We start from the raw sequence: 21,974 nt of genomic DNA, 5'->3' as shown, positions 1-21,974 counted from the left end.
TCCGCTATTTACCACTATGGAAAACGGTTACATTTTTTAGAGTTATTGCCAAAAAGTTCTTGAAAAATCAGGTATTTAGACTTCACTTTATACACAATCAATAACCTTGTAATTTTTATGTGCTACAACAGTTCTGTTTCCTTCAAACTCCACTTCCGTTTTATTATTGGTTATATTTACAATGACCGAATTTTCATTGACCTTCTCCACGATTCCTTTAATTCCATTCTTAAAAAGGATATAATCTCCCAATTTTGCTATCTTTTGTGCCTTGAATATCATCTTTTTTCCCTCCAATCTAAAACGTTTTTTTCTTAGATTTAATACTTTTGTTGTTGTTTAAATTTATCTTATTGAGATGGTTTAAAATATTGTATACAAAAAATTATTGATGAGCTTTATTCGCTAATAAAATTAATTCAAATAAAATCATTATCTATCTCCAACGTTTCTAAATACTGATAATGGAACCGAAGCACTTAATCTCAATAAGTGGTATCATTATGGCTAGTAATAAGAAAAGGAGGGTTAACTTGAAAAAGCTTGTAAAAGTTGTTGCAGCAATTATCGAAAACGATCAGCAAGAAATTCTGTGTGCTCTTAGATCTCCTGAAATGTCGATTCCAAATATGTGGGAGTTTCCTGGAGGAAAAGTAGAGGCAAATGAGGACATTTTCTCTGCCCTCAAAAGAGAAATTGATGAAGAGCTAAACTGTAAAGTCGAAACGTACAAAGAAGTTTTTAATGATAACACACATGAATACGAAACATTTATTATCAATTTAATATCAATTAAATGTAGAGTAGTCGAGGGAACACCAACGCCAAGTGAGCATTCAAAATTAATCTGGTTAAAAAGAGAAAACTTAGACTCACTCAAGTGGGCGCCGGCGGATGTTCCAGCAGTGGAACAATTAATCCAAGAAAAATAGTCTTCTCGATATGAGAAGACTACACTTTTTTTGTAAACTCAGTATATAAAGGTGCAGGAACTTCATTCTCTAATTCCATGATGACAGTAATAGGCTTATCTCCTTCGAAGGAAACAGAATTCCCTTTCCCAATATAAATATACGGTTCCGTTTTTCCATCGATCTCTCTATATTTTCGAATAAATAAGTGGAGATTTACTCCGCGCTGCTTATTAAAAATAATATTCTTACCTCTTTCGGACTGCTGGGTAGTACTATTCACCGACTGCCATTGGAACTCATAGGAGCTAATAAATTTATCCTTGTAGTTAATACTTTCCTTTACATCCTCTTCTTTATGTAAGTCGATGAAAAGGAAATACTCGTTCCCATTTGCCAGTAAACCGGAGCCCCTGAAAGAACTATGGATTTTCCTATAATTCGATAATAAAGCAGCGTCTACCATTTGATATTGTTCATAAAGTTTAAAATGAGGAACTCCGTAATATTCACCTTTGAATTCCTTCTCGTAACGAAAAAGTCCATAGGTGATGATGTCTTCAATATACTTCCGGTACTTTTCATTTTCTAATACCTCTTTAAATAGAGGTGATTTAGATAATATACCATTGCTATAGCGCACTAACTTAGGCTTATTCTTTATCTGAACACTATCATAGTAATTTTGATTTAAGCACTCAAAAGCATGGAGAATGCTATCATCATCCACACTATTGATCATCTTTAGAATTCGATACTTTGCTGTCTCCAGGTCAATTTCCTCATGCTCTAACAAATACCGAATGATGATAAACTCATATATCCTCTTTAGCGAAAGCTTACTCGATAATTCCTTTTGGATCCCCTCAAACGAATCGTTCATTAATAGACTTTTTAATTGCTCGTCCTTCTCTACTTTGGCAACAAAGGATAGATATGTTTTCTCACGATCAATAAATTTCACAGGATCGGGAGCTCCATCGTATTTTAGATAATCCAACAGTAAATAAGGAATTCGCCCCTGATTAAGCTTCTTAAATTCGAAATACTCTTCCTTCAAATACTTCATTGAATTAAAGTTTTCTTTATCTATCTGAGACAAAATTCTTTCCTCAGAAATCTTGTCCATTTGAATATGAGTACACCCAGGAATATTGGCAAATCCAGTCGCAACTGCTACTTTTAAACTTTCTTTATCATAGTAACGGCTCCCATTTAGCGCCAACGCAATCAGAAATGTTTTATTATGATTTCCGATAAAATCAAGAACTGTTAGGAATTCCTTATTACCATGCTTCCGTAATCCCCTACCAAGTTGTTGAATAAAAACGATGGGAGAGTTTGTCGGTCGTAACATTAGGACTGTATTAACAGAAGGAATATCGACACCCTCATTAAAAATATCCACTGTAAAAATAAATTCTAACTCATCATCGTCATTCTCTAATCGATTAATAAATCGTTCACGGATTTCTGGTGAATCCGCACCATACAAACAAACACTTTTATAGCCTCTTTTATTAAACTCACTAGCCATATACTGTGCATGTTCAATGCTGACACAGAAGCCAAGGCCTTTTCTTTTGTCACCATCATGACCATAGAAGTCCATCTGTTCAATGATAAAATCAACCCGTTCATTGACCTTCAACCTCTTTGTAATTTCAGTGATATCATCAATATCCACATCACTTAAATCGATGCCTTCGATATCGGTGATGCCAAAATAGTGAAAAGGAATCACCAACTCATCCTCTAATGCTTCGTGCAGCCGTACCTCTAAAGCCACATTATTATCAAACAAATCAAAAACATTGTAACCATCACTACGTTCAGGAGTTGCTGTCATCCCCAAAGTAAACTTTGATTCAAAATAGTTTAAGACAGTTTGATACGTTGGACTGGTAGCATGATGGGCCTCATCAATGATTAAATAATCAAATTCATCTTTTTCAAATTCCTCATAGCATTTTGAAATGGTCTGGATCGTTGCAAACACATAATCTACATGTTTCTGTTTATGATTACCTGTAAGTAATCCAAAGGTGATGCCATCATTAGGGAGAAGTATTTCAAAGGTATCTTTTGCCTTTTTTAAAATCTCTTCTCTATGTACGATGAACAGGAGTTTTCTTGGTTTAAAACTCTTTACATCAAACGCCGACATATAGGTTTTACCTGTTCCGGTTGCTGCAATAACCAGGGCCTTTTTCTCGCCAAAGCTTCTAAGTCTCTCCAAATTCTCTGTCGCGCGCTTTTGCATTCTATTGGGTACAATATATTGCTTGTTTTCATAAATCATTTGGTGAGTTCTTTGAGTTTGCTTTAAGCTTGCCAAAAATTCTTCATAGCGATTTATAAAATCCTGATCAGCATCCTCACTCATATTCCAGAGATAACTGTATTCCTTTAAGACATCTTGAATAAACCGACCATTTTCTTTCGTCATGATCTCGACATTCCATTCAATATTACTTTTTAGAGCACTTTGTGTAATATTAGATGAACCGATAATGACCTTATAGCTATCACGGTATTCAAATATGTATGCCTTGGTATGGAAACCAATCTCTTTATCAGTAACAAATACCTTCAACTCAACATTATTAAACTCTTTGAGTTTCTCTAAAGCCTTAGCATCAGTGAAGTTTAGATAGGTAGAAGTGATAATCTTACCCTTGATTCCCTTCTTCTCTGCCTCTTTTAACGGATCCAGCAGCAACTGCAGCCCACTAAAATTAATGAACGCAACACTAAAATAAAACCGCTCACACTCGTTCATCGACTTCACTAATTCTCTTAATAAATTGCCTTTATCTGAATTAACAATAAGTTTCTTTTCAGTTGCTTCCATTGTAATTTCCCCTGTTTTTCTTGATACTGTTATTTATTGGATATACCAGAATTGTACAATATTATTAGGGAAATAAAAAGATCCTCTATTTTTCTTGGGAATAGAGGATTCTTATTATGAAATATTTTTTAAATGATGATAGTTATTTTTAGTAACTAGCAATTTTTATTTAATATTTGTTCACGCACTCCACATGGCTTGAGTGTTGGTCGCAGACATATTGATGTAGTGGTGTTTACCTATTTATTTAATAATTAATCAAAAATTGCTCCCGTTTATTAATTACAATTTTTCTTTGAATAGTATCGTTGTACTGTGCATTAATATCTTGTACACAATATTTCATTCTCACATTTACTGCATTGACATACTGATAAAATGTTTTCGGTAGTATTATCAACTTCTATATCCCAGTATTCTATTGAGAATCCATGTTCTAATCCTCTAAGACATCGCATTTGAATCTTGTAGCACCAGTTGAGTCTTTCCAAACTGTGTTCAACTAAGCAAGGAAATCGAGTAAACTAGGCGGGTCGCAGGGACAGGCACTTTGCGACTCGGATTCACGAGCATTAATATCCAAAATAAAGGCTCCGCAGAGTAAAATTATCTCTGTGGAGCCTTTTAAATGAGTAATAGAATCTAATGTCCCATTTACGAGGAACCCATCCTTTAAATTTTCGGTAAATAAGATAAATCCTTAAAAATGAGTATAGGAACCTGTCCCTAAAACACAGATTAGCTCAGCGTACCAAGTGCCTCACGGGTAAATGCTTGAAGTTCATCATTGCGGCCATCGCGAATTTTGGCTGCCCATGCCGGGTCGTTCAAGAGGGCACGGCCTACCGCAACTAGGTCGAATTCTCCGCGTTCAATGCGTTCAATCAGGCTATCGATACCGGTAATTTGTCCACCTTTTCCTGATTCAAACAAGCTAGTGAATTCGGAATCAAGGCCAACTGATCCAACTGTGATGGCTGGTTTGCCAGTTAGCTTGCGTGTCCAGCCTGCCAAGTTAAGGTCAGAGCCTTCAAATTCTGGTTCCCAAAAACGGCGTGTGGAAGCGTGGAAAATATTGACGCCTGCTTCAGACAATGGTTTAAGGAAACGTTCCAGTTCTTCAGGAGTTGCAGCCAGCTTTGCTGTGTAATCAACCGGCTTCCATTGGGAGAAACGGAAGATAATTGGGAAGTCAGGACCGACTGCAGCTCTCACCGCTTCGATAACCTCTACCGCAAATCGGGTACGGCCAATCATATCGCCGCCATACTCATCTGTTCGCTTGTTGGTCACTTCCCAGAAAAACTGATCGATGAGATAACCGTGTGCGCCGTGAATCTCCACCGCATCAAAACCGATGCGCTTTGCATCTGCAGCCGCTTGTGCATAGCTTTGAACAAGACCGCGGATTTCCTCGGCTGTCAGCGGATCAGATACTTGTTTTCCAGTCAGACTCAAGCCGGATGGGCCGATTGGATCGGCATCTGAATCAGGAAATTTCTTTCTTTCGCGAGCCGTGCCAGTATGCCAGATTTGTGGAGCAATTTTGCCGCCTGCTTCATGTACTTCCCGAACAACGTGTGCCCATCCTTCAAGTGCTTCTTCACCATAGAAGTGGGGCACATTATGGTCGGCCGGTGCTGCCGGATGGTTGATAACCGTTCCTTCTGTAATAATAAGACCGACACCATTTTCTGCTCTGCGGCGATAATATCCAGCCACATCTGGACCCGGAACGCCATTTGGGGAAAAGCAGCGTGTCATGGGAGCCATGACAATGCGGTTTTCTAGCTTCAGATTGCCGCCTTCAAAAGCCTCAAATAAAGGTGCTGCTACTTTGGATAAGTTCATCGTACTCTCTCCTCATATCGCTGTTTTTTTAAATCTATAAAAATGAATATACAGATATATAGATTAATATGCAAATAATAAAGCCGTACATTATTAAGTTAATCCACTTTTGCGTGCAATCCAGCTGCGAATTGTTCCAAAAACTCAGCAATTGCTTCTTCATTGCGCCTGTAATATGTCCACTGGCCGAAGCGGCGTGACTCAAGCAAGCCAATCTTCTGCATGGAAGACAGATAAGAGGAAATAACAGACTGTGCGAGGCCGGACTTCTCTTGAATGCTTCCTACACATACACCGCCTGGAAATTCTTCTTTGATGGCCGTGGGCAGGTTCGCGTTCATTTCTCCTGGTTCCTTCAGCCAACAAAGAATATTGAGTCGCGTCTCATTGGACAGAGATTTCAGCACAGCAAGTATCTCTTCGTTCTTCATGTATTGACACCCATTTCTACTTTGTTTAACTCAGTATACCACAGATGGTTTTTGGGCACAGGTCCTAGATATTGCTTCCACAAAGATAGAAATCTATCACTTTTGTTATCATTACTTACGTTGAATACGGTGGATTTTCATACTATAGATAGCTGCCCTTTATTTTAAGTGAAAAGCTTCACAATATCACAAACTTTGATATTAAAATATGAACAAAACTTAACGAATTTTTGTTCATATTTTCCACAATTGGGAATTGTTGCTGCGCAGTAAAAGTCTACTACGTATTATGAAATGACAAGCACAGATATTCACCATTATTGAAAGTAATACTTTTTTAACGATTGCTTTCATTAAAGAGTGATTTTGGAATACCTTAGTTTGGTTTCTAATTTAGCTGCACCGTGCCTCCCAGAGTAATCCTGTTTCATAAATGTTTCCCCAAAAAGAAAAAGCACAATCTCCTTAAAGATTGAGCTTTTAAAACATTACACTAATTCAATTTTTGCAACAGTCTCACAATGGCATAAATAATGATCGCAGATATACTGATGTAGCATTGTTTACCTTACACTTCCTGAATAATAATTGAATATGTGGGCGGTGACAGGCACTTATTAGTATATTTTACTAAATTATAAAATCTAGGTGATTCCTTTTTTTGTATAACACCCGGAAAATAAAATAATCCCAGTTACCTTTTTGTTTGGTAACTGGGATTGTACTTTAATTTATTAAATATTTTTAATTAGGTACAATGTTGGATGTTACGTACTCCACATGTGAGAGTGTATGTGGCAATACATGTGGTGTTGATGAGTTTACATTGTTTTAAAAAAATTTTAGTTTAGAACTCAACCAATTCTTTCATTTCTTCTGTATTTATTCCCATATGGGAATAACTCTTATCTTATCTACAGTTCTTTTGTAAAATAGACTCTTACCAAATTGTTATCCGTCTAATTAAATATATTTCAATAATCTCATTTTATTAAGATGGAGAAGACTTCAATTTTCACAAAAAATAACTTCAAGATAGAAAAAGTAGCTAAAATCTTGTAAGATATCCTCATGTAACATTATAAGGGGTTAAAAAAATGAGCGTATTAAACGTACAAAATTTAAGCCACGGTTTCGGTGATCGTGCAATTTTTAATGATGTGTCTTTTCGACTTTTAAAAGGAGAGCACGTTGGACTAGTTGGGGCAAATGGTGAGGGTAAGTCTACTTTCATGAATATTGTTACTGGGAAGTTGAAACCCGACGAGGGCAAAGTTGAGTGGTCACGAAAAGTTCGTGTAGGTTATTTAGATCAGCATGCTGTACTTCAAAAAGGTACTACGATGCGTGACGCTTTGAGTACTGCTTTTCAATATCTATTTGATGCTGAAGCAGAGATCAATGAACTTTATGCAAAAATGGGTGATGAAGATGCTGATATCGATGCACTGCTTGCTGAAGTTGGAGAGCTACAAGAAACTTTAGATAGTAATGATTTCTATCAAATTAATTCAAAAGTTGAGGAAGTTGCTCGTGGTCTAGGATTAGATGATGTTGGACTAGATCGAGATGTAGATGATCTTAGCGGTGGTCAACGTACGAAAGTTTTGCTAGCTAAGCTTTTGCTAGAAAAGCCTGAAATCCTATTACTAGACGAGCCTACGAACTATTTGGATGAACAGCATATTGAATGGTTGAAGCGCTATTTACAGGAATATGAGAATGCATTTATCTTGATATCGCATGATGTTCCATTCTTGAACAATGTTGTTAACTTGATCTATCATATGGAAAACCAAGAGTTGAATCGCTATGTTGGTGACTATGATAACTTCTTAAACATATATGAAATGAAGAAGCAACAGCTAGAGTCAGCGTACAAGCGTCAACAACAAGAAATTGCTGATTTGAAGGATTTCGTTGCTCGTAACAAGGCAAGTGTTGCGACTCGAAATATGGCGATGTCTCGTCAGAAGAAGCTCGACAAAATGGAAGTTATTGAATTGGGGAGAGAGAAGCCGAAACCAGAATTTAACTTCAAAGAAGCTCGTGCAGCTAGCCGTTATATTTTCACGGCAGAAGATCTTGTTATTGGTTACAATGAACCACTTTCTCGCCCTCTTAATTTGAAAATGGAACGCGGACAAAAAATTGCATTCGTTGGTGCAAACGGTATTGGTAAGTCTACTCTTTTAAAAAGTATTCTTGGGTTGATTGATCCGATTTCAGGTAAAGTTGAACGTGGTGAGTATCAACACATCGGTTACTTCGAACAGGAAGTTAAACAGTCCAACTACAACACTTGTATTGAAGAGATTTGGAGCGAGTTCCCAAGTATGAATCAGGCGGAAGTCCGTGCTGCTCTTGCAAAATGTGGATTAACGACGAAACATATTGAAAGTAAGATCGAAGTCCTTTCTGGTGGCGAAAAAGCCAAAGTTCGATTGTGTAAAATTATTAACACACAAACGAATTTATTAATTCTAGACGAACCTACCAATCACTTGGATGTGGACGCAAAAGAAGAATTGAAGCGTGCTTTAAAGGCATATCGCGGAAGTATTTTGATGGTATCCCACGAACCTGATTTCTATCGTGAAATTGCGACCGATATTTGGAATTGTGAGGATTGGACTACGAAAGTGTTTTAAATAAAGATTAAAGGGTACCCAATGAGTAAAATTTTACTGGGGTACCCTTTTCTATCTCCTATTTCGATTTTCATGGCTCCGCCTCCCCCTATTTGTATCCTTATCTACTAGATTAACCATTATTTAGTTATTCCCTTTTTATCAATCTATCATATAAAGATGCTGCATTTACTTAGCAATTTCTCGGCTAACAGTCATCAATTGGAATAGCTCTACCAGCAGGAAACGATTCTGTTGATTTCCTATGCTTCGCTGCGCAATTATGACTCCTATAAAAGGAATCTATTTCTTCTACGGTCAGTAAGGAATCATTTTCCCAGTTTTTAAGAATCCCAACTACATAGCTCAGCCTTCGCTTGTTATTGCCACACGCAATATTCATCGCTTTTAAAATCACATCTTTCGGCTGTAAAAAGCTAGAGTCCTCTAACCAAGATAATAACTGTTGTTTAGCACTCTCATTCGAAAAACCAAATCCATTGTTGTCCCAAAACTCAACAATTTCTTTCACATCGTTTTGATTATTTTGTAATGGATTCAGGATGTCCTGATTTTCCTTTATAATTGGATTAAAAGCTTCTTGTTGTTGTTGTTTTTTATTTTCTTTTTTATTTTTATTTTCTTCTTCTTTTTGTCCCCGTATCGTATAACGAGGCGTCAACGTATCGTCATGCACTCCACATTCAGTATCTTGATATGTATTATGTTGATTTTGACCGTTAACTTCTTTGCAGAAAACCATTTCTTCTTGTTCACAAAATGATTCAAATAGGCTGCGAATTTCCTGCTTTTGAATGGCCTCCGAAACATATTGAATAAGCGAGAGATCCTCCACATCCTTTAAATCGGTAAAAATACAATCCATCAACGGTTTCCCGCTTTTATCCAGGTTATATTTCCCCCAGTTTTTTATCGCCAGTTCTCGTGTTTCAGAATTGTATCGGATCAACTTATGATGCTCAATGAATCGTACCATTAGCGCATTAACACTCTCATCTGAATAACCCAAATCAAAAGCCATTTGTCTTTTCGTAATTTTATAGATTCCAATTTGAGTCGTATTTGGATTCGTAAGTAGATATAACATAAAGTACTTGTCCTCAGGAGTCATCTCCTCGGAGACAATTGGATTCTTCCAAAAATCAGTACGTACCATTCTAAACTTTGCCATCTTCAACCACTACCTTTCTTTTATAAAAACTCCGTCATCTTTGATATATAGTTAAATGAAGAAATTGGTCAGGTGTTATTCATAAAAATGTGAATATTATATGACGCCTTACTTTACCTGATACTTAGAGGACAAATCTCCCTTTAATGGACGGAACATATACATATTGGAAGGTCTTAAAAATTAATGGAAAGTAGGCAAATGAATGCCAACCGGAATGCATCAAGTTGAGGTGGATTTACCGATTAATAAGGTTTGGGATTTTGTAAAGGTTATGGATAGCTGGGCTCCTCTCATTCCTGGATATATTCAACATCAGAAATTTACGAACCGTCAGTCCACTTGGGAGTTTTACAGTAAAATTGGATTTATAAAGAAAAAGATTAGTCTGATGGTTACCATAAAAGAATGGATAGAACCAACAAAGGTTACTTTTCATTTAAAAGGGGTAAATGAAGGACTTTCAGGTGATGGGTACTTCCTGGCAGAGGCACTCGATAAAAACAAAACGAGGATAACAGGCTTTCTTGAACTTACGGCCGGTGGCGCAATGGGGCCGGTTGTGAATGCAGTCTTAAAATCGCAGCTTCCTAAAGGAACTAGGGATATGGTCATCGCGATTGCCACTAAATTGAAGGAACTTAATGGGGAACAGTGACAGGCACGTTCGCTAAAATCGGTGTTTTTAGGAAATAGATAAAGAGGGTTATGTCCTTCATCCACCTTATGAAGGACATAACCCTTTATCTACGAAGTATGTGAGAGGGTTCTTTAACTTTCTTTTAGTCCAATTGATAATAGCTGCAAACAACTTGACCAACCGCTTTCGCAGCTACTAGGAGTGCATCTTCATCAATATCAAATTTCGGATGATGATTGAAATAAGGATGTTCTACCCCTTTTGGTGTACAAGCAATGTAAAAGAAGCAGGCTGGGAATTTTTCAGCATAATAAGCAAAGTCTTCGGATGGAGACATCGCCGGAAATTCTTTCACTTCTTTAATATCCTGATCATTCATGCCTCGCAAGCTTTCTGCAACAAACGCTGTGATCTCAGGATCGTTGTATAAAGGTGGATAATCTGGAGTATAGGTAAGCTCACAGGTTACGCCGAATTCTTCCTCAATTCCTCTTACAATCCGTTTAACTTCTTTCTCGATCGTTTCTTTTGTTTCTACAGTCATATAGCGAATATCACCTTCAAGTTCTACGCTGTCCTTGATCACGTTGAATGTCCCTTTTCCATCAAAGGATCCAATGGTGATAACACCCACATCGAAAGGACTTAATCTGCGGCTGACAATGGTTTGTGCTGCTATTACAAAATGTGCCGCAGCAACAATGGCATCATTCGCGAGATGAGGAGAAGAACCGTGTCCACCTCTACCTTGCACTTTCAATTTCATGTAAGCTCGTCCATTGAAGGAATATCCTGCATGATAACCGACTGTTCCCGCAGGTCCCATCGGTAACAAATGAATCCCATAAATGGCATCTAAGTCGTCAATCAAGCCGGATTCGACAATACTTTTTGCTCCGCCCGGCGGTACTTCTTCTGCATGTTGGTGAATGACTTTGATGGTACCTGGGATGGAATCCTTTAATTGGATTAAGCAATCAGCCAAAACTAACAAGTAGGCTGTATGTCCGTCATGTGCGCAGGCATGCATGACACCTTCATTTTTTGACTTAAATGGCACATCCGTTTCTTCCATGATGGGAAGTGCATCAAAATCAGCACGAAGCCCAATGGTTTTCCCAGGTTTTCCACCTTTAATCGTTACGATGATGCCATAACCATTTCCAACATTCGTTTGGATATCAACATCTTTATCTTTATAAAAATCCGCAATGTATTGAGCGGTTTTTTCCTCTTTAAAAGAGATCTCAGGATTTTCATGTAAATGGCGGCGGATCTCAATGATTTCTTCTTTACGTGATTCTAACATGCTCATTAATTGACTTTTCATCATTTTCGTCTCCCTTTTTGATGGCAAGGATTGGAGGATATCTCCACCCTATTCTTTCAATTAGTGACTTTCTGACGGCGTTGGTGTTGGTGTAGGTGTGCGTCTAGATTTTGTCGCTAGAGCCTCGGATGGTTTTCCTGCATTCTTAGGAACCATCACGATAATCGCAAGAATGGAAAGTACCCCAAATATAACGTTTACGATGATTCCAATTGATGCAGCAGTCGCTACGCTTCCAGATGCTGCGACTGAACTATAAACCGTTGCAGAAATGGCCACACCAAATGCACCGCCAAGAGAGCTTGCCATTTTATAAATCCCCGCAGCTTCACCCACTTTATTAGATGGGGCATTGGATACGGATGTATCTGTAGACGGCGTCGCATATACTCCAAGTCCAAGACCGAATAAGACAAACCCAATGAATACGACAACGGTATAAGCAAAATCAGGCAAGAAGGTTAAACCCATAACTGCTACACCCACTGTAGTGATAATAGCGCCCCAGACCATTGGTAATTTTGCCCTACTCTTTTCAGGATTTTCTCTCCGACACGAATCATCGCAAGCACGACTACTAAGTATCCAATGGATAGCATCCCTGATTGAAATGCAGTAAATCCGCGACCGACTTGAAAATACGTATTGGCAACAACGAGCGTTCCGGCTACCGCATTTAGCAAAAAGTTTGAATATGTGGCACCAGCGTATGGTTTATTTTTAAATAAAGAGAAATCAATTAGTGCAATCTTTTTCCTTTGTTCAACTTTGAAGAAGACAATAGCTCCAATAATAGTAATAATGGCAGCGATGATGGAAGTTGGGCTTGTCCAGCCTAAGTCCGCACCGAATGTAATAAAAACGTTTAATGCGATCATGGTAACGATAAAGATAGCTAAACCACTATAATCGAACTTAAACTCACCTGTTCCTTCTGCTTTGCTTTCAGGTGTATCTTTAATCAGCCACATGGCGAGAAGAGCAAATACAATCGAGAAGATAAAGATCCATCTCCATCCCATATACGTTGCAATGGCACCACCTGCAAACGAACATACCCCTGATCCGCCCCAAGATCCAATGGACCAGTAACTAAGGGCACGTTGTCTGTCTTTTCCATCAAAGTAAGCTTTCATTAAGGCAATCGTTGAGGGCATAATACAAGCTGCGGAAATTCCTTGAATGATACGTCCGATAATTAACAATGTCGATCCTTGTGCTATTACTAGGCAAAGGGAACCGACAACACTTAAAATTAACCCGAGATAGGTAATTTTTTTACGGCCAATTTTATCTCCAAGCCCCCCAGCCGCTACGATAAACATTCCAGAGAATAAAGCGGTTAAGCTGATGGCTATATTCAACGTCCCTGACGAAATCCCCAGATCTTGTTGAACAGCGGGAACCACATTGACCATTGCTTGTGCAAAAAGCCAAAATGTGATGACCCCGAACACAATCCCTGTGATCATCTTGTCTGTACCTTTATAATTTGTCTCCATGGTAGCCTCCTATTTTGTAATAGGTTCCTGTTAACACCAAGCTTTATGAATAAAATGCCCTACTCGTAAGACCCTAGTCAAAATGTATTCGCCTGATTGAACTCAGGAACCTTTGTTGTGTTTCTACACGTTTATTATAAAAATTAACGTAAAATTTAGTGAGTCAATTTTGGTGCAAATTAATAAGAGACTGTGTAAATCAATTAACCTTCTGGTTATTGAGGTAAAAATAATACGGTTGATTTTTATCCTCATCATCAAAAAGAGTCTGACACCAAAACTCCAAGGATTTGGAGTTACGGTGTCAGACCCTTTTGGTATTAACTATAGGTTTTCCGAATATCAAAAAAATGAATAGCATTACTGGTTAGATAGGTATAAAATGACCAATCCTCTTCAATCATTCATCAAAAATCTCCAATGAGGGTCTGCTGGAATGGATAATATAATCAATGATTTCAGCATCCATCCCATGTTTACTGTTCAAGTTCCACCATTTAGTGTACAAAGCTCCATGATTTTTATCAAACACATGCTTGCGTATTTGATATTCCCCTTTAGCCATTCCGGAAATCGTTACGTGAATTTCTTTATTGAGTTTTTGAAGAAATGTCTCTTCAACAGAAAAATACGGATTGATGAAAGTACTATTCATCAGGATCAATTGATATCCCCGCTCATTTTGTGTCATCACGAAATCCTTGCCATGCGCAACTATCTCGCCATGCAGTCGTTTTAAAAACATCAACGCAAAAAAGCGGGGCGTTTTCCGTTTAAATAATGGAATAACTCGACGCCATCCATCCGATAACGCTTATCTTTTCCAACTTCTTCATGGACAATGGTATTGATCCAAAGAGCAACAGTTTTCACGTCATTGGCTATGTCTAAGACATTTTTCAAGACTAATGCTCCTCGAAAAAAAGTGCCATTCGTATACCGGGTATTACCAGACAATGTGTTCCATGAAACGAGATGAAGTGGTTTTTCTAAATGGTTGCTTTTTAAATATTGTTTCAACTTGTCCGTTTTTTCTTTAATATAATCCCTTGCAAAATCGAATTTGGCATCCGCAATTTCTTTAAAATCAATGACCTCATTTTGGTTAGCGTTATAACCGATAAAATCTATAGATGTTCCATATTCTAATTGCCATTCATGATGATCGCTTGTCTTTTCTTTGCGGAAAGAAAAAGGCATGTAGACACCTACCTGAATCGAAGGGATCATCGTTTTCCATACTTTATGCAGTTTCAAATAAACCCTCTGAAGTTCTTTTGCTTCGACTCCAGTGTAATAAGGCTCGTAAAACATCACATGCCATTGCTTCACAAACGATTCTCCGTATAGCTGCAAACAATGTTTGATGAACTGAGTGAGTTTTGTAAAATATGGTTCTTCATTTCTCGAGATATCCATATAATCGGACCGGACAAACAAAGATAAATCATGCGACTTCATGAATTCCAATGCACTATCGATAGTAAAATACGGAGAAGTTGTTGGAATCTCTTCATCTGTTTCCACTTCTGGAGGAATCGCTGTACTGCTAAAAAGATGTCGAACTCCGATATAACGTAACTGCAAATCCTTTTTCACATCCAGTACTTGAGATCGTACATCTTCTTTTAATAATTCAATAATTTCTCCAATTTCTAGAATGTGATCGGGACAAGTTAATTTCATTGTCACAGGTTTGGACAAGGTTAATGGCAACTTTTCATACCTTGTCTCAATATGGGAATAGGATTTTTGATCATCTAAAATCATACTGCTTAATTTTGCTACAATTTCAGGCGATTGGATTAAATGTAAAACATCTTCTTTGCTATAGCTTTGAACCGAATCTTCTTTTTGTACATAATGTTTCTCACGATATACATTCGGGGTCATTCCGTATACTTCTTTAAAAAAGGTTGAAAAAGACTTTGTATTAGGAAAGCCATTATTCATGGCGATTTGCGAAATCGCGTCAGTTGTGTAAAGCAAATCCTTCATACTATGATTAAGCCTTATATTCATTAAAAAACGACTAAGCCCCATCCCCATTTTCTGTTTAAAATAACGGGATAGTTAGCCTGTTGACAGGAAAAATCTCTTTGCAATCCCCTCTAATGTAATCAACTGGTCATAGTTTTTTTCCATATAGTCGATAATTTGCGATAAACGAAGATCGTCAGTATCCATTTTCTCAAGGACACTGCCTTCTTCTTTAAAACCCCGAATCAGGATAAGTAACATTTGGCAAATATAACCTTTAACCTCAATTCGATAAATTTCATCTTGTCTATAATAACTAATCATCACATTTACCAGCAGCTTACGAATCGAAAGAATCATGTCCTCTCTGCCCAAATCAATTTCTTTTGAATAGCATTCAAATCGACTATTTCGATAGTCTGTGAAATGATAATCCATGAAGGCATCCGAAATGGTTACGATCATTACCCTATTCTTTTCACACCCCTGAACCTGGTAATGCTGATTACGATTAATGACGAGCAAATCCTTTTCTTTCAAATGATAAAAACGGTTAGATGTTTCTATTTTTAATTCACCACTTATGACAAGGATAAATTGGATCCCTTTATTTACTCTTGGAACAAGTAAAGCAATATGTTGAAATGATATTTGAAAATCTGACAACGGATCCATTCCAATCACTCCTAACTTCTTCTTGTCCGAAAACTTAACACTTCCATTGCTCATAAGCGCGAGAGGGTCCAAAAAATATATATTACTGATATTATGGTTTGTAAAACAAAAACAATGTAAATTTATGTATTTTCCTGCAACTTCTTATCGTATAAAATAAATACAACTAGATTTTTGTCATTTCCAGAGAGGATAACAACTGTATGGCCAATATTTTTGAAAGACTGCTTCACCTTTATAAAATTCAAAACAACTCTGGGAAGACACCCTTGGAGGACTTTGTGACAGAGCTGTTAGCGGGGGTCTTACAGACGGATCAACAGCTGCTTGACCGTTTTGTAAATGAGGTTTTATTTGATGGAATTGATTTCGAAGTAGATTCCCAAGTCTTTTTCTCACTTCCGTCAGATCAAAATTGCATTATCGACCTTGTGTTTGAAAATGGCTCCACTATCTGTTGTCTAGAAAACAAAGTAGCAAGTGGTGAAGGACAACGACAGTTGGAACGTTATGTCACAGTGTTAGACCGACTAGACAGTGAGAGAGGCAAAAGGAGTTATTTGCGGTATTGCACGAAAAATTACGATCCAAAGACAGTGACGGCATGTTCGTTTTATCAGTTTCGCTGGCAAAGAGTTTATGAATTTCTGGATAAGCAAGAACAGACGGATATAATTAAAGCATTCTTAGAGCTTTTAAGAGGTGAAAAAATGGCTGGTATAAAAGATTTTAGTATTGAGGATATTGTGATAATGAAAGGTATTCAGGATGTCTTAGCAAAAATGGATGAAGTATTAGATTTGACTAGGATGGCGTTTATTCAGGACTTCGGCCAGCCATATCAGCGGGACTACGAACGTCTGAAGCAGATTCCGCCATACAACCGGTATTCCCTCTGGACTAATACATATAACGGTGAAGATATTGAAATTATGATTGGGTTCGAAATGGAAAGTGTTAAAGATGATGTTGCCCCGGTCCTTTTTGTTCAGGTCTACCGAAAAAAGAACAATGGATTTGCGACAAAGATGCAAAAGCATTCTGAGGAAAACAGTGACAAGTTTGATTTTTATCAAATTGAGAATGATGAGGTATTTGCATGGTTTGAAACATCCTTGCTGCATTTTCTTACCGCAAATAACCAAAAAGAACGAATGGTTGAGTGGTTTTCGGAGAAGATGGCAAACACAAAGAATATTCTTAACAGCCTATAATCTTTTATCCTTTAAAAACAGTGCCTGACCGTAACGGACCTAAATGAGGTTCTTCTTGGTATTTCTTTTCTTATGATTTCAAATTGGTGATGTTTCGCGTGAAACTTCTCAACATTTCAGGAAATATCTAACTGGTTTAAATGAGATAACATCTCCCTACACTAATTTAAAAGCGGAAGACAAGTATGAAGAAATTCCTCAACATAGGGTGATGAAATGGAAGCGAAAAAAAGTAGTGAAACGCGCGTTATTCATACCGATCAGGTGCTGCTTAATGATTTGAATAATTATGATACATTATTTGGTGGGGTTCTCATGAAGAAGATGGATGCATGTGCGACACTTTCGGCTCGCCGGCACTCACGAGTAAAACAATGCGTTACGGCATCGACAGACTCAGTTAATTTTCTTCACCCCATCCGACAAAGCGATTCGGTTGGTCTCGAATCATTTGTTTGCTATACGGGTAAACGGTCGATGGAGATTTTCTGCAAAGTGGTTGCTGAAGATCTTGATACGGGGGAACGAAGAATTGCCGCTACTGCATTCTTTACTTTCGTTCCTCTAGGTGAAAATAAAAGACCATTGGAAGTGCCTGAAGTCATCCCAGAAACAGAGGAGGAAAAATATCTATACGAGACCGGAAAAGAACGCGAAAAAATCCGCAAACTCAAAAGGGAGCAAAATAAAGAACTTGTATCCAGACTTTCTTCGGACAAAGTATGGGATTAAGGGGTTGATGAAATGTTAGTCTCAGCAAATTATGATGATTTAATCGACGCAAAAATGGCCATTGAACACTTAGGTCAAACTAAACCATCTATTTATCATATGTTCTTAAATATCATTGAACTAACCCGTCAACTTAATTATGGATATCAATACATGGGAGCATTGCTCATGGATGAAGACCCAAGCGAATTTAAACCTGTAGGACAAGATGAGTATGTTTTGTCTGTCTATCAAAAAGAAATCGAAAAGTTAAAAGGCGACGAAAAATTCTATGAACTTAAACAGCTGCTTAAAGAGTATCAACAGGTGAGTTATGCTAATATCAGCAAGCTGGCTTTAGGAAATCCTCCAAAAGAATTAGCAGGTCCAACTGTAATTCATTAAACAAAACGAGGCTGGGTGGAAAAAATTTTCCTTACCAACCTCGTTTTTTTAATGGAGAAAGTTAAACCTTAAGCTAACCTATATACTGATCCTTATGTAAATTACAACCTCATTTATTTATGATATGGTTCACCGTATCATAAATAGTTACGATTAGTCCTCCGGGGTCATCTCTTCTAAAACAATCGGATTCTTCCAAAAATCAGTACGTACCATTCTAAACTTTGCCATCTTCAACCACTGCCTTTCTTCTAATAAAATTCCTTCATACTTGATATAGAAATAAATAATCATTATAGACAGCAGGCAGTAGAAACTGATACTGAATCTCTACTTCCCCACCATGTGCTGCCACGGTATTTGTAACAAGTTGTGTAAATGCCTCATATATTTTCTGTCTCACTTGTTCGTTGGAAGTTCTGACCGTTCCTTTGAGAATAGCCTTATCCGGAATTACATTATTTGTCATTCCTGCTTGGAAGGAACCAATGGTGACAACTGCCGATTCCTTAGATGAAATCGTACGGCTGACCAATGTTTGCAGCTGACTCACCACTGAACTGCCAATAACGATCGGATCAATCGTTTTCTCTGGAAGCGCAGCATGTCCGCCTTTCCCTTTAATACTCATTATTCCTATAACCACAAAGGAATATGTCTAAAGTAATCCAGTACAAATTCATAAAAAAGCTTTTCTGATGGAGAAAGCTGGCGACTTTTTGGGATGATGACTCCCACAGTTCTTTTCACTTCTGGATGACTAATTTTTAATAATACGGTTCCCCTCGGCATATTCTCAAAGAGTGTTGTCTCAGGAAGAAGAGTGACACCTATTCCTGCTGAAACCAACCCTTTAATGGCATCCAAATCTTCACCTTCAAAAGGAACAAATGGTCGGAAACCAGCTTGGTGGCAAGCATCCACTGCAATTTTGCGAAGTACAAAGCCTTCTGGATATAACACAAAGGAATCCTTGTCTAATTCGTATAGTGGTATACTTCCTTTCGCTGCTAAAGAATGAGTTTCAGGGACAAGAGCAACAAAGGGTTCTGAAAAAAGAATATCGCTATGTAAATCCGGATCACTTGCCGGAACAGGTCCAATGAACGCTAAATCGATCTCCCGATTCTTGATTCCCTCTGTGAGAAATTTATAGGATCCTTGGCGCAAATGAAACCTTACATCCGGATACCCTTTTTTAAAAGCGGAAATGATAGTTGGCAGGGTACTGCTCGCGATACTTGAGGGGAACCCTATTCTGATCGTACCGCGTTCCGGGTCCAAATATTCTTCGACGAGTTGCGTGGCATTGTCCATCGCTTTTAAAGCAATCACGGCCTGAGCTGCGAATGCTTTGCCGATCAAAGTTAATTTTACGTTCCGTCCTTCCCTTTCAAACAACTCAACACCTAATTCTTTTTCCAAAAGTCCAATCTGCCTGCTTAAAGCGGATTGGGCCACATGCAAGGTTTCGGCAGCCATGGAAAAATGCTCGAGCCTGGCGACTTCTATAAAGTATTTTAACTGTCTCAGTTCCATAAGATGACCTACCTATCTCAATTTGAGATTGTTTTTATCTATATTATATATTGTTAATATAAATAAAAAAATACTAGAATAACTTCATAGAGATAAATAGAGGAGGTTTTTATTAGATGAAAAGAATCGGATTAGCATGGCAAATTTTTATAGGATTAGTTCTGGGTATTGCGGTCGGGGGGATATTTTTTGGAAATCCCCATGTGGCTGAATACTTGCAGCCAATTGGAACTATATTTATTCGTTTAATCAAAATGATCGTGATTCCAATTGTCATTTCCAGTCTGATTGTTGGAGTAGCTGGCGTAGGAGATATGAAGTCATTAGGAAAGCTTGGTGGAAAAACGATTCTTTACTTTGAAATTATTACGACGATTGCGATCTTGGTCGGGCTTTTGGCTGCAAACCTTATCCAGCCAGGAACAGGTGTGGACCGTTCACATCTTTCTAAAGCCGATATATATGCATATGTAACAACGGCGAAAACAACCGAGTCGCATTCGATGGTCGACACTTTTGTGAATATCGTTCCTACTAATATCATTCAATCATTAGCCAATGGTGACATGCTTGCTATCATATTTTTTTCGGTTATGTTTGGGTTAGGGATTGCAGCAATAGGGGAGAAAGGAAAACCGGTGCTTCAGTTCTTTAAAGGAACAGCAGAAGCCATGTTTTATGTAACGAATCAAATTATGAAGCTTGCTCCACTTGGAGTCTTTGCCTTAATTGGCGTGACTGTATCGACATTTGGCTTATCTTCTTTATTTCCTTTAGGAAAACTAGTTCTGGTTGTATATGGATCAATGATCTTCTTTGTTCTCGTTGTGTTAGGATTAACGGCAAAAATAGCAGGATTTAATATATTTAAACTACTAAAGTATTTAAAAGACGAATTATTACTAGGCTATTCCACTGCCAGTTCTGAAACGGTACTACCTAAGATCATGGAAAAAATGGAGAATCTCGGCTGTCCAAAGTCGATTACCTCCTTTGTAATCCCGACTGGTTATTCCTTTAATCTTGATGGTTCGACTCTTTATCAGGCGATTGCAGCCTTGTTTATCGCCCAAATGTATGGTATTCATATGAGTATTGGTCATCAAATTACATTAGTTCTCGTGTTAATGCTCACGTCCAAAGGAATTGCCGGAGTTCCGGGTGTTTCGTTTGTTGTCCTTCTTGCGACTCTTGGAAGTGTAGGGATACCTGTTGAAGGACTTGCCTTTATTGCAGGTATTGACCGAATCCTTGATATGGCACGGACAGCTGTCAATGTTGTCGGAAACTCACTGGCTGCTCTTGTCATCACAAAATGGGAGAGTCATAAAGGTCAACATCTAGGAGAAAAAGTGGGACAAAAAATAGCTTAAATAAGGATAAAGGTGCAGCCCTCGGAAATTTTCAGGCTACACATCAAATTTACCTTTCCCTTCAATAAAGGGTGGCCCTAAATGTTTTACTTTAGGACCACCCTCTTTTTATTTCACTAACCAGAAATTTCCTTACAAAAGATGAGGTCACCGCATTCCAATTTCCTTTTTTCCTAGAATTTGAACTCGTGCGGTTGGAAAAAAATTAAAATGACCGACAAATTCCAGTCCTGGACGGTGCACACGAGATTGCGTGATCATTTTCTGCAGTTGATTTTCACCGACCACTACCTTCAATAAAAATTACTTATGATTTTGGGAATCGTCATCCATTTGAAAAACAGTGTAACGGTTCTTCTGCTTCTGGGGCAGAAGAACCGTTACCTTGCCCATTCAAGATTTCTTAATTGAAATTTTTTACTTAGGGGCGTATTCTATTTAAGTTGGTTTTTTATGGCGAACAGTGCCTGTCACTGTCCGCCATAAAAACTCCGTCATCTTTGATAAATAGATAAATGAAGAAGATGGTCAGGTGTTATTCATAAAAATGTGAATATTATATGACGCCATTCTTTACCTTGTCACTTACGCAGGCTTAATGTGATAGCCCTCGTCTTGCGTACTTCAACAATATCAAGATTGGCAAGGTAAAGCGAACTACATTTTTTCATTTTTGAGGGCTTTTTTAGCGCAAAACGTCAAAAAACGCCTTCAATGATCTGACCCCATAAAGTTG

18 protein-coding genes and 2 pseudogenes are annotated in these 21,974 nt (G+C 37.9%); 7 read left to right on the top strand and 13 right to left on the bottom strand.

Annotated features, from left to right (window positions below):
• Nucleotides 1–87: 87 nt before the first annotated feature.
• Entirely contained in the window at nucleotides 88–282 is a 195-nt protein-coding gene (locus ABES02_RS22470; protein ID WP_430139798.1) for a DUF2187 family protein, read from the bottom strand.
• A gap of 251 nt (nucleotides 283–533) precedes the next feature.
• Between ABES02_RS22470 and ABES02_RS22465 the strand changes: the two genes are divergently transcribed.
• Nucleotides 534–932 (top strand): (deoxy)nucleoside triphosphate pyrophosphohydrolase, encoded by a 399-nt coding sequence (locus tag ABES02_RS22465; protein ID WP_430139796.1) that lies wholly within the window; start codon nucleotides 534–536, stop codon nucleotides 930–932.
• Between the two features lie 19 nt (nucleotides 933–951).
• On the opposite strand, the gene ABES02_RS22460 is transcribed toward ABES02_RS22465, so the two are convergent.
• The 3 genes from ABES02_RS22460 to ABES02_RS22450 all read right to left on the bottom strand — a co-directional run bounded on the left by ABES02_RS22460 (nucleotide 952) and on the right by ABES02_RS22450 (nucleotide 6,047).
• Complete coding sequence (locus ABES02_RS22460; protein ID WP_430139794.1) at nucleotides 952–3,765, bottom strand: DEAD/DEAH box helicase; 2,814 nt, start codon at nucleotides 3,763–3,765, stop codon at nucleotides 952–954.
• A 738-nt stretch (nucleotides 3,766–4,503) separates the two neighbouring features.
• Entirely contained in the window at nucleotides 4,504–5,616 is a 1,113-nt protein-coding gene (locus ABES02_RS22455) for an NADH:flavin oxidoreductase (RefSeq protein ID WP_430139792.1), read from the bottom strand.
• Between the two features lie 98 nt (nucleotides 5,617–5,714).
• Nucleotides 5,715–6,047 carry an ArsR/SmtB family transcription factor gene (locus tag ABES02_RS22450; protein WP_308172278.1) on the bottom strand — a complete coding sequence of 111 codons (333 nt, stop codon included), beginning with the start codon at nucleotides 6,045–6,047 and terminating at the stop codon, nucleotides 5,715–5,717.
• Nucleotides 6,048–7,144: 1,097 nt separating this feature from the next.
• On the opposite strand from ABES02_RS22450, the gene ABES02_RS22445 reads away from it, so the two are divergent.
• On the top strand, nucleotides 7,145–8,698 hold the full coding sequence (locus ABES02_RS22445; RefSeq protein WP_430139789.1) for an ABC-F family ATP-binding cassette domain-containing protein: 1,554 nt from the start codon (nucleotides 7,145–7,147) through the stop codon (nucleotides 8,696–8,698).
• A gap of 187 nt (nucleotides 8,699–8,885) precedes the next feature.
• Here the strand turns inward: ABES02_RS22445 and ABES02_RS22440 are convergent, their stop codons facing one another.
• Entirely contained in the window at nucleotides 8,886–9,869 is a 984-nt protein-coding gene (locus tag ABES02_RS22440; protein ID WP_430139787.1) for a DnaD domain protein, read from the bottom strand.
• A gap of 205 nt (nucleotides 9,870–10,074) precedes the next feature.
• Between ABES02_RS22440 and ABES02_RS22435 the strand changes: the two genes are divergently transcribed.
• Nucleotides 10,075–10,527 carry a CoxG family protein gene (locus ABES02_RS22435; RefSeq protein WP_430139785.1) on the top strand — a complete coding sequence of 151 codons (453 nt, stop codon included), beginning with the start codon at nucleotides 10,075–10,077 and terminating at the stop codon, nucleotides 10,525–10,527.
• A gap of 124 nt (nucleotides 10,528–10,651) precedes the next feature.
• Here the strand turns inward: ABES02_RS22435 and ABES02_RS22430 are convergent, their stop codons facing one another.
• The 5 genes and pseudogenes from ABES02_RS22430 to ABES02_RS22410 all read right to left on the bottom strand — a co-directional run bounded on the left by ABES02_RS22430 (nucleotide 10,652) and on the right by ABES02_RS22410 (nucleotide 15,996).
• Nucleotides 10,652–11,839 carry an amidohydrolase gene (locus tag ABES02_RS22430; protein WP_430139783.1) on the bottom strand — a complete coding sequence of 396 codons (1,188 nt, stop codon included), beginning with the start codon at nucleotides 11,837–11,839 and terminating at the stop codon, nucleotides 10,652–10,654.
• A 60-nt stretch (nucleotides 11,840–11,899) separates the two neighbouring features.
• A pseudogene (locus tag ABES02_RS22425) lies at nucleotides 11,900–13,341 on the bottom strand (MFS transporter).
• A 400-nt stretch (nucleotides 13,342–13,741) separates the two neighbouring features.
• Nucleotides 13,742–14,032 (bottom strand): hypothetical protein, encoded by a 291-nt coding sequence (locus tag ABES02_RS22420; protein WP_430139781.1) that lies wholly within the window; start codon nucleotides 14,030–14,032, stop codon nucleotides 13,742–13,744.
• Between the two features lie 53 nt (nucleotides 14,033–14,085).
• The gene (locus ABES02_RS22415) at nucleotides 14,086–15,363 is read right to left on the bottom strand and encodes a helix-turn-helix domain-containing protein (protein ID WP_430139779.1); all 1,278 of its coding nucleotides are present in this window, start codon (nucleotides 15,361–15,363) and stop codon (nucleotides 14,086–14,088) included.
• Nucleotides 15,364–15,414: 51 nt separating this feature from the next.
• On the bottom strand, nucleotides 15,415–15,996 hold the full coding sequence (locus tag ABES02_RS22410) for a hypothetical protein (protein ID WP_430139778.1): 582 nt from the start codon (nucleotides 15,994–15,996) through the stop codon (nucleotides 15,415–15,417).
• Between the two features lie 281 nt (nucleotides 15,997–16,277).
• On the opposite strand from ABES02_RS22410, the gene ABES02_RS22405 reads away from it, so the two are divergent.
• From ABES02_RS22405 to ABES02_RS22395, 3 genes are all read left to right on the top strand, one after another.
• The gene (locus ABES02_RS22405) at nucleotides 16,278–17,210 is read left to right on the top strand and encodes a PD-(D/E)XK nuclease family protein (RefSeq protein ID WP_430139776.1); all 933 of its coding nucleotides are present in this window, start codon (nucleotides 16,278–16,280) and stop codon (nucleotides 17,208–17,210) included.
• Nucleotides 17,211–17,426: 216 nt separating this feature from the next.
• Nucleotides 17,427–17,942 (top strand): acyl-CoA thioesterase, encoded by a 516-nt coding sequence (locus ABES02_RS22400; RefSeq protein WP_430139774.1) that lies wholly within the window; start codon nucleotides 17,427–17,429, stop codon nucleotides 17,940–17,942.
• 12 nt (nucleotides 17,943–17,954) lie between these two features.
• A complete protein-coding gene (locus ABES02_RS22395) occupies nucleotides 17,955–18,326 on the top strand; it encodes a hypothetical protein (RefSeq protein WP_430139772.1) in 372 nt (123 codons plus the stop codon).
• Nucleotides 18,327–18,591: 265 nt separating this feature from the next.
• Here the strand turns inward: ABES02_RS22395 and ABES02_RS22390 are convergent, their stop codons facing one another.
• Nucleotides 18,592–18,957, bottom strand: coding sequence for a peptidase dimerization domain-containing protein (locus ABES02_RS22390; RefSeq protein ID WP_430139771.1), 366 nt, complete (start codon nucleotides 18,955–18,957; stop codon nucleotides 18,592–18,594).
• A gap of 5 nt (nucleotides 18,958–18,962) precedes the next feature.
• Nucleotides 18,963–19,865, bottom strand: a complete 903-nt coding sequence (locus ABES02_RS22385) for a LysR family transcriptional regulator (protein WP_430139769.1) — start codon at nucleotides 19,863–19,865, stop codon at nucleotides 18,963–18,965.
• Between the two features lie 116 nt (nucleotides 19,866–19,981).
• On the opposite strand from ABES02_RS22385, the gene ABES02_RS22380 reads away from it, so the two are divergent.
• Nucleotides 19,982–21,238 carry a cation:dicarboxylate symporter family transporter gene (locus ABES02_RS22380; protein ID WP_430139767.1) on the top strand — a complete coding sequence of 419 codons (1,257 nt, stop codon included), beginning with the start codon at nucleotides 19,982–19,984 and terminating at the stop codon, nucleotides 21,236–21,238.
• A gap of 159 nt (nucleotides 21,239–21,397) precedes the next feature.
• Here ABES02_RS22380 and ABES02_RS22375 read toward each other — a convergent pair.
• A pseudogene (locus ABES02_RS22375) lies at nucleotides 21,398–21,535 on the bottom strand (HPr(Ser) kinase/phosphatase); the annotation flags it as partial.
• Nucleotides 21,536–21,974: the final 439 nt, after the last annotated feature.

Source organism: Neobacillus pocheonensis (genome assembly GCF_050477905.1).
GTDB lineage: Bacteria > Bacillota > Bacilli > Bacillales > Cytobacillaceae > Neobacillus > Neobacillus pocheonensis_A.
The sequence above is the reverse complement of the archived record's forward strand: the minus strand, read 5'-3'. Positions and strand labels throughout refer to the sequence as shown.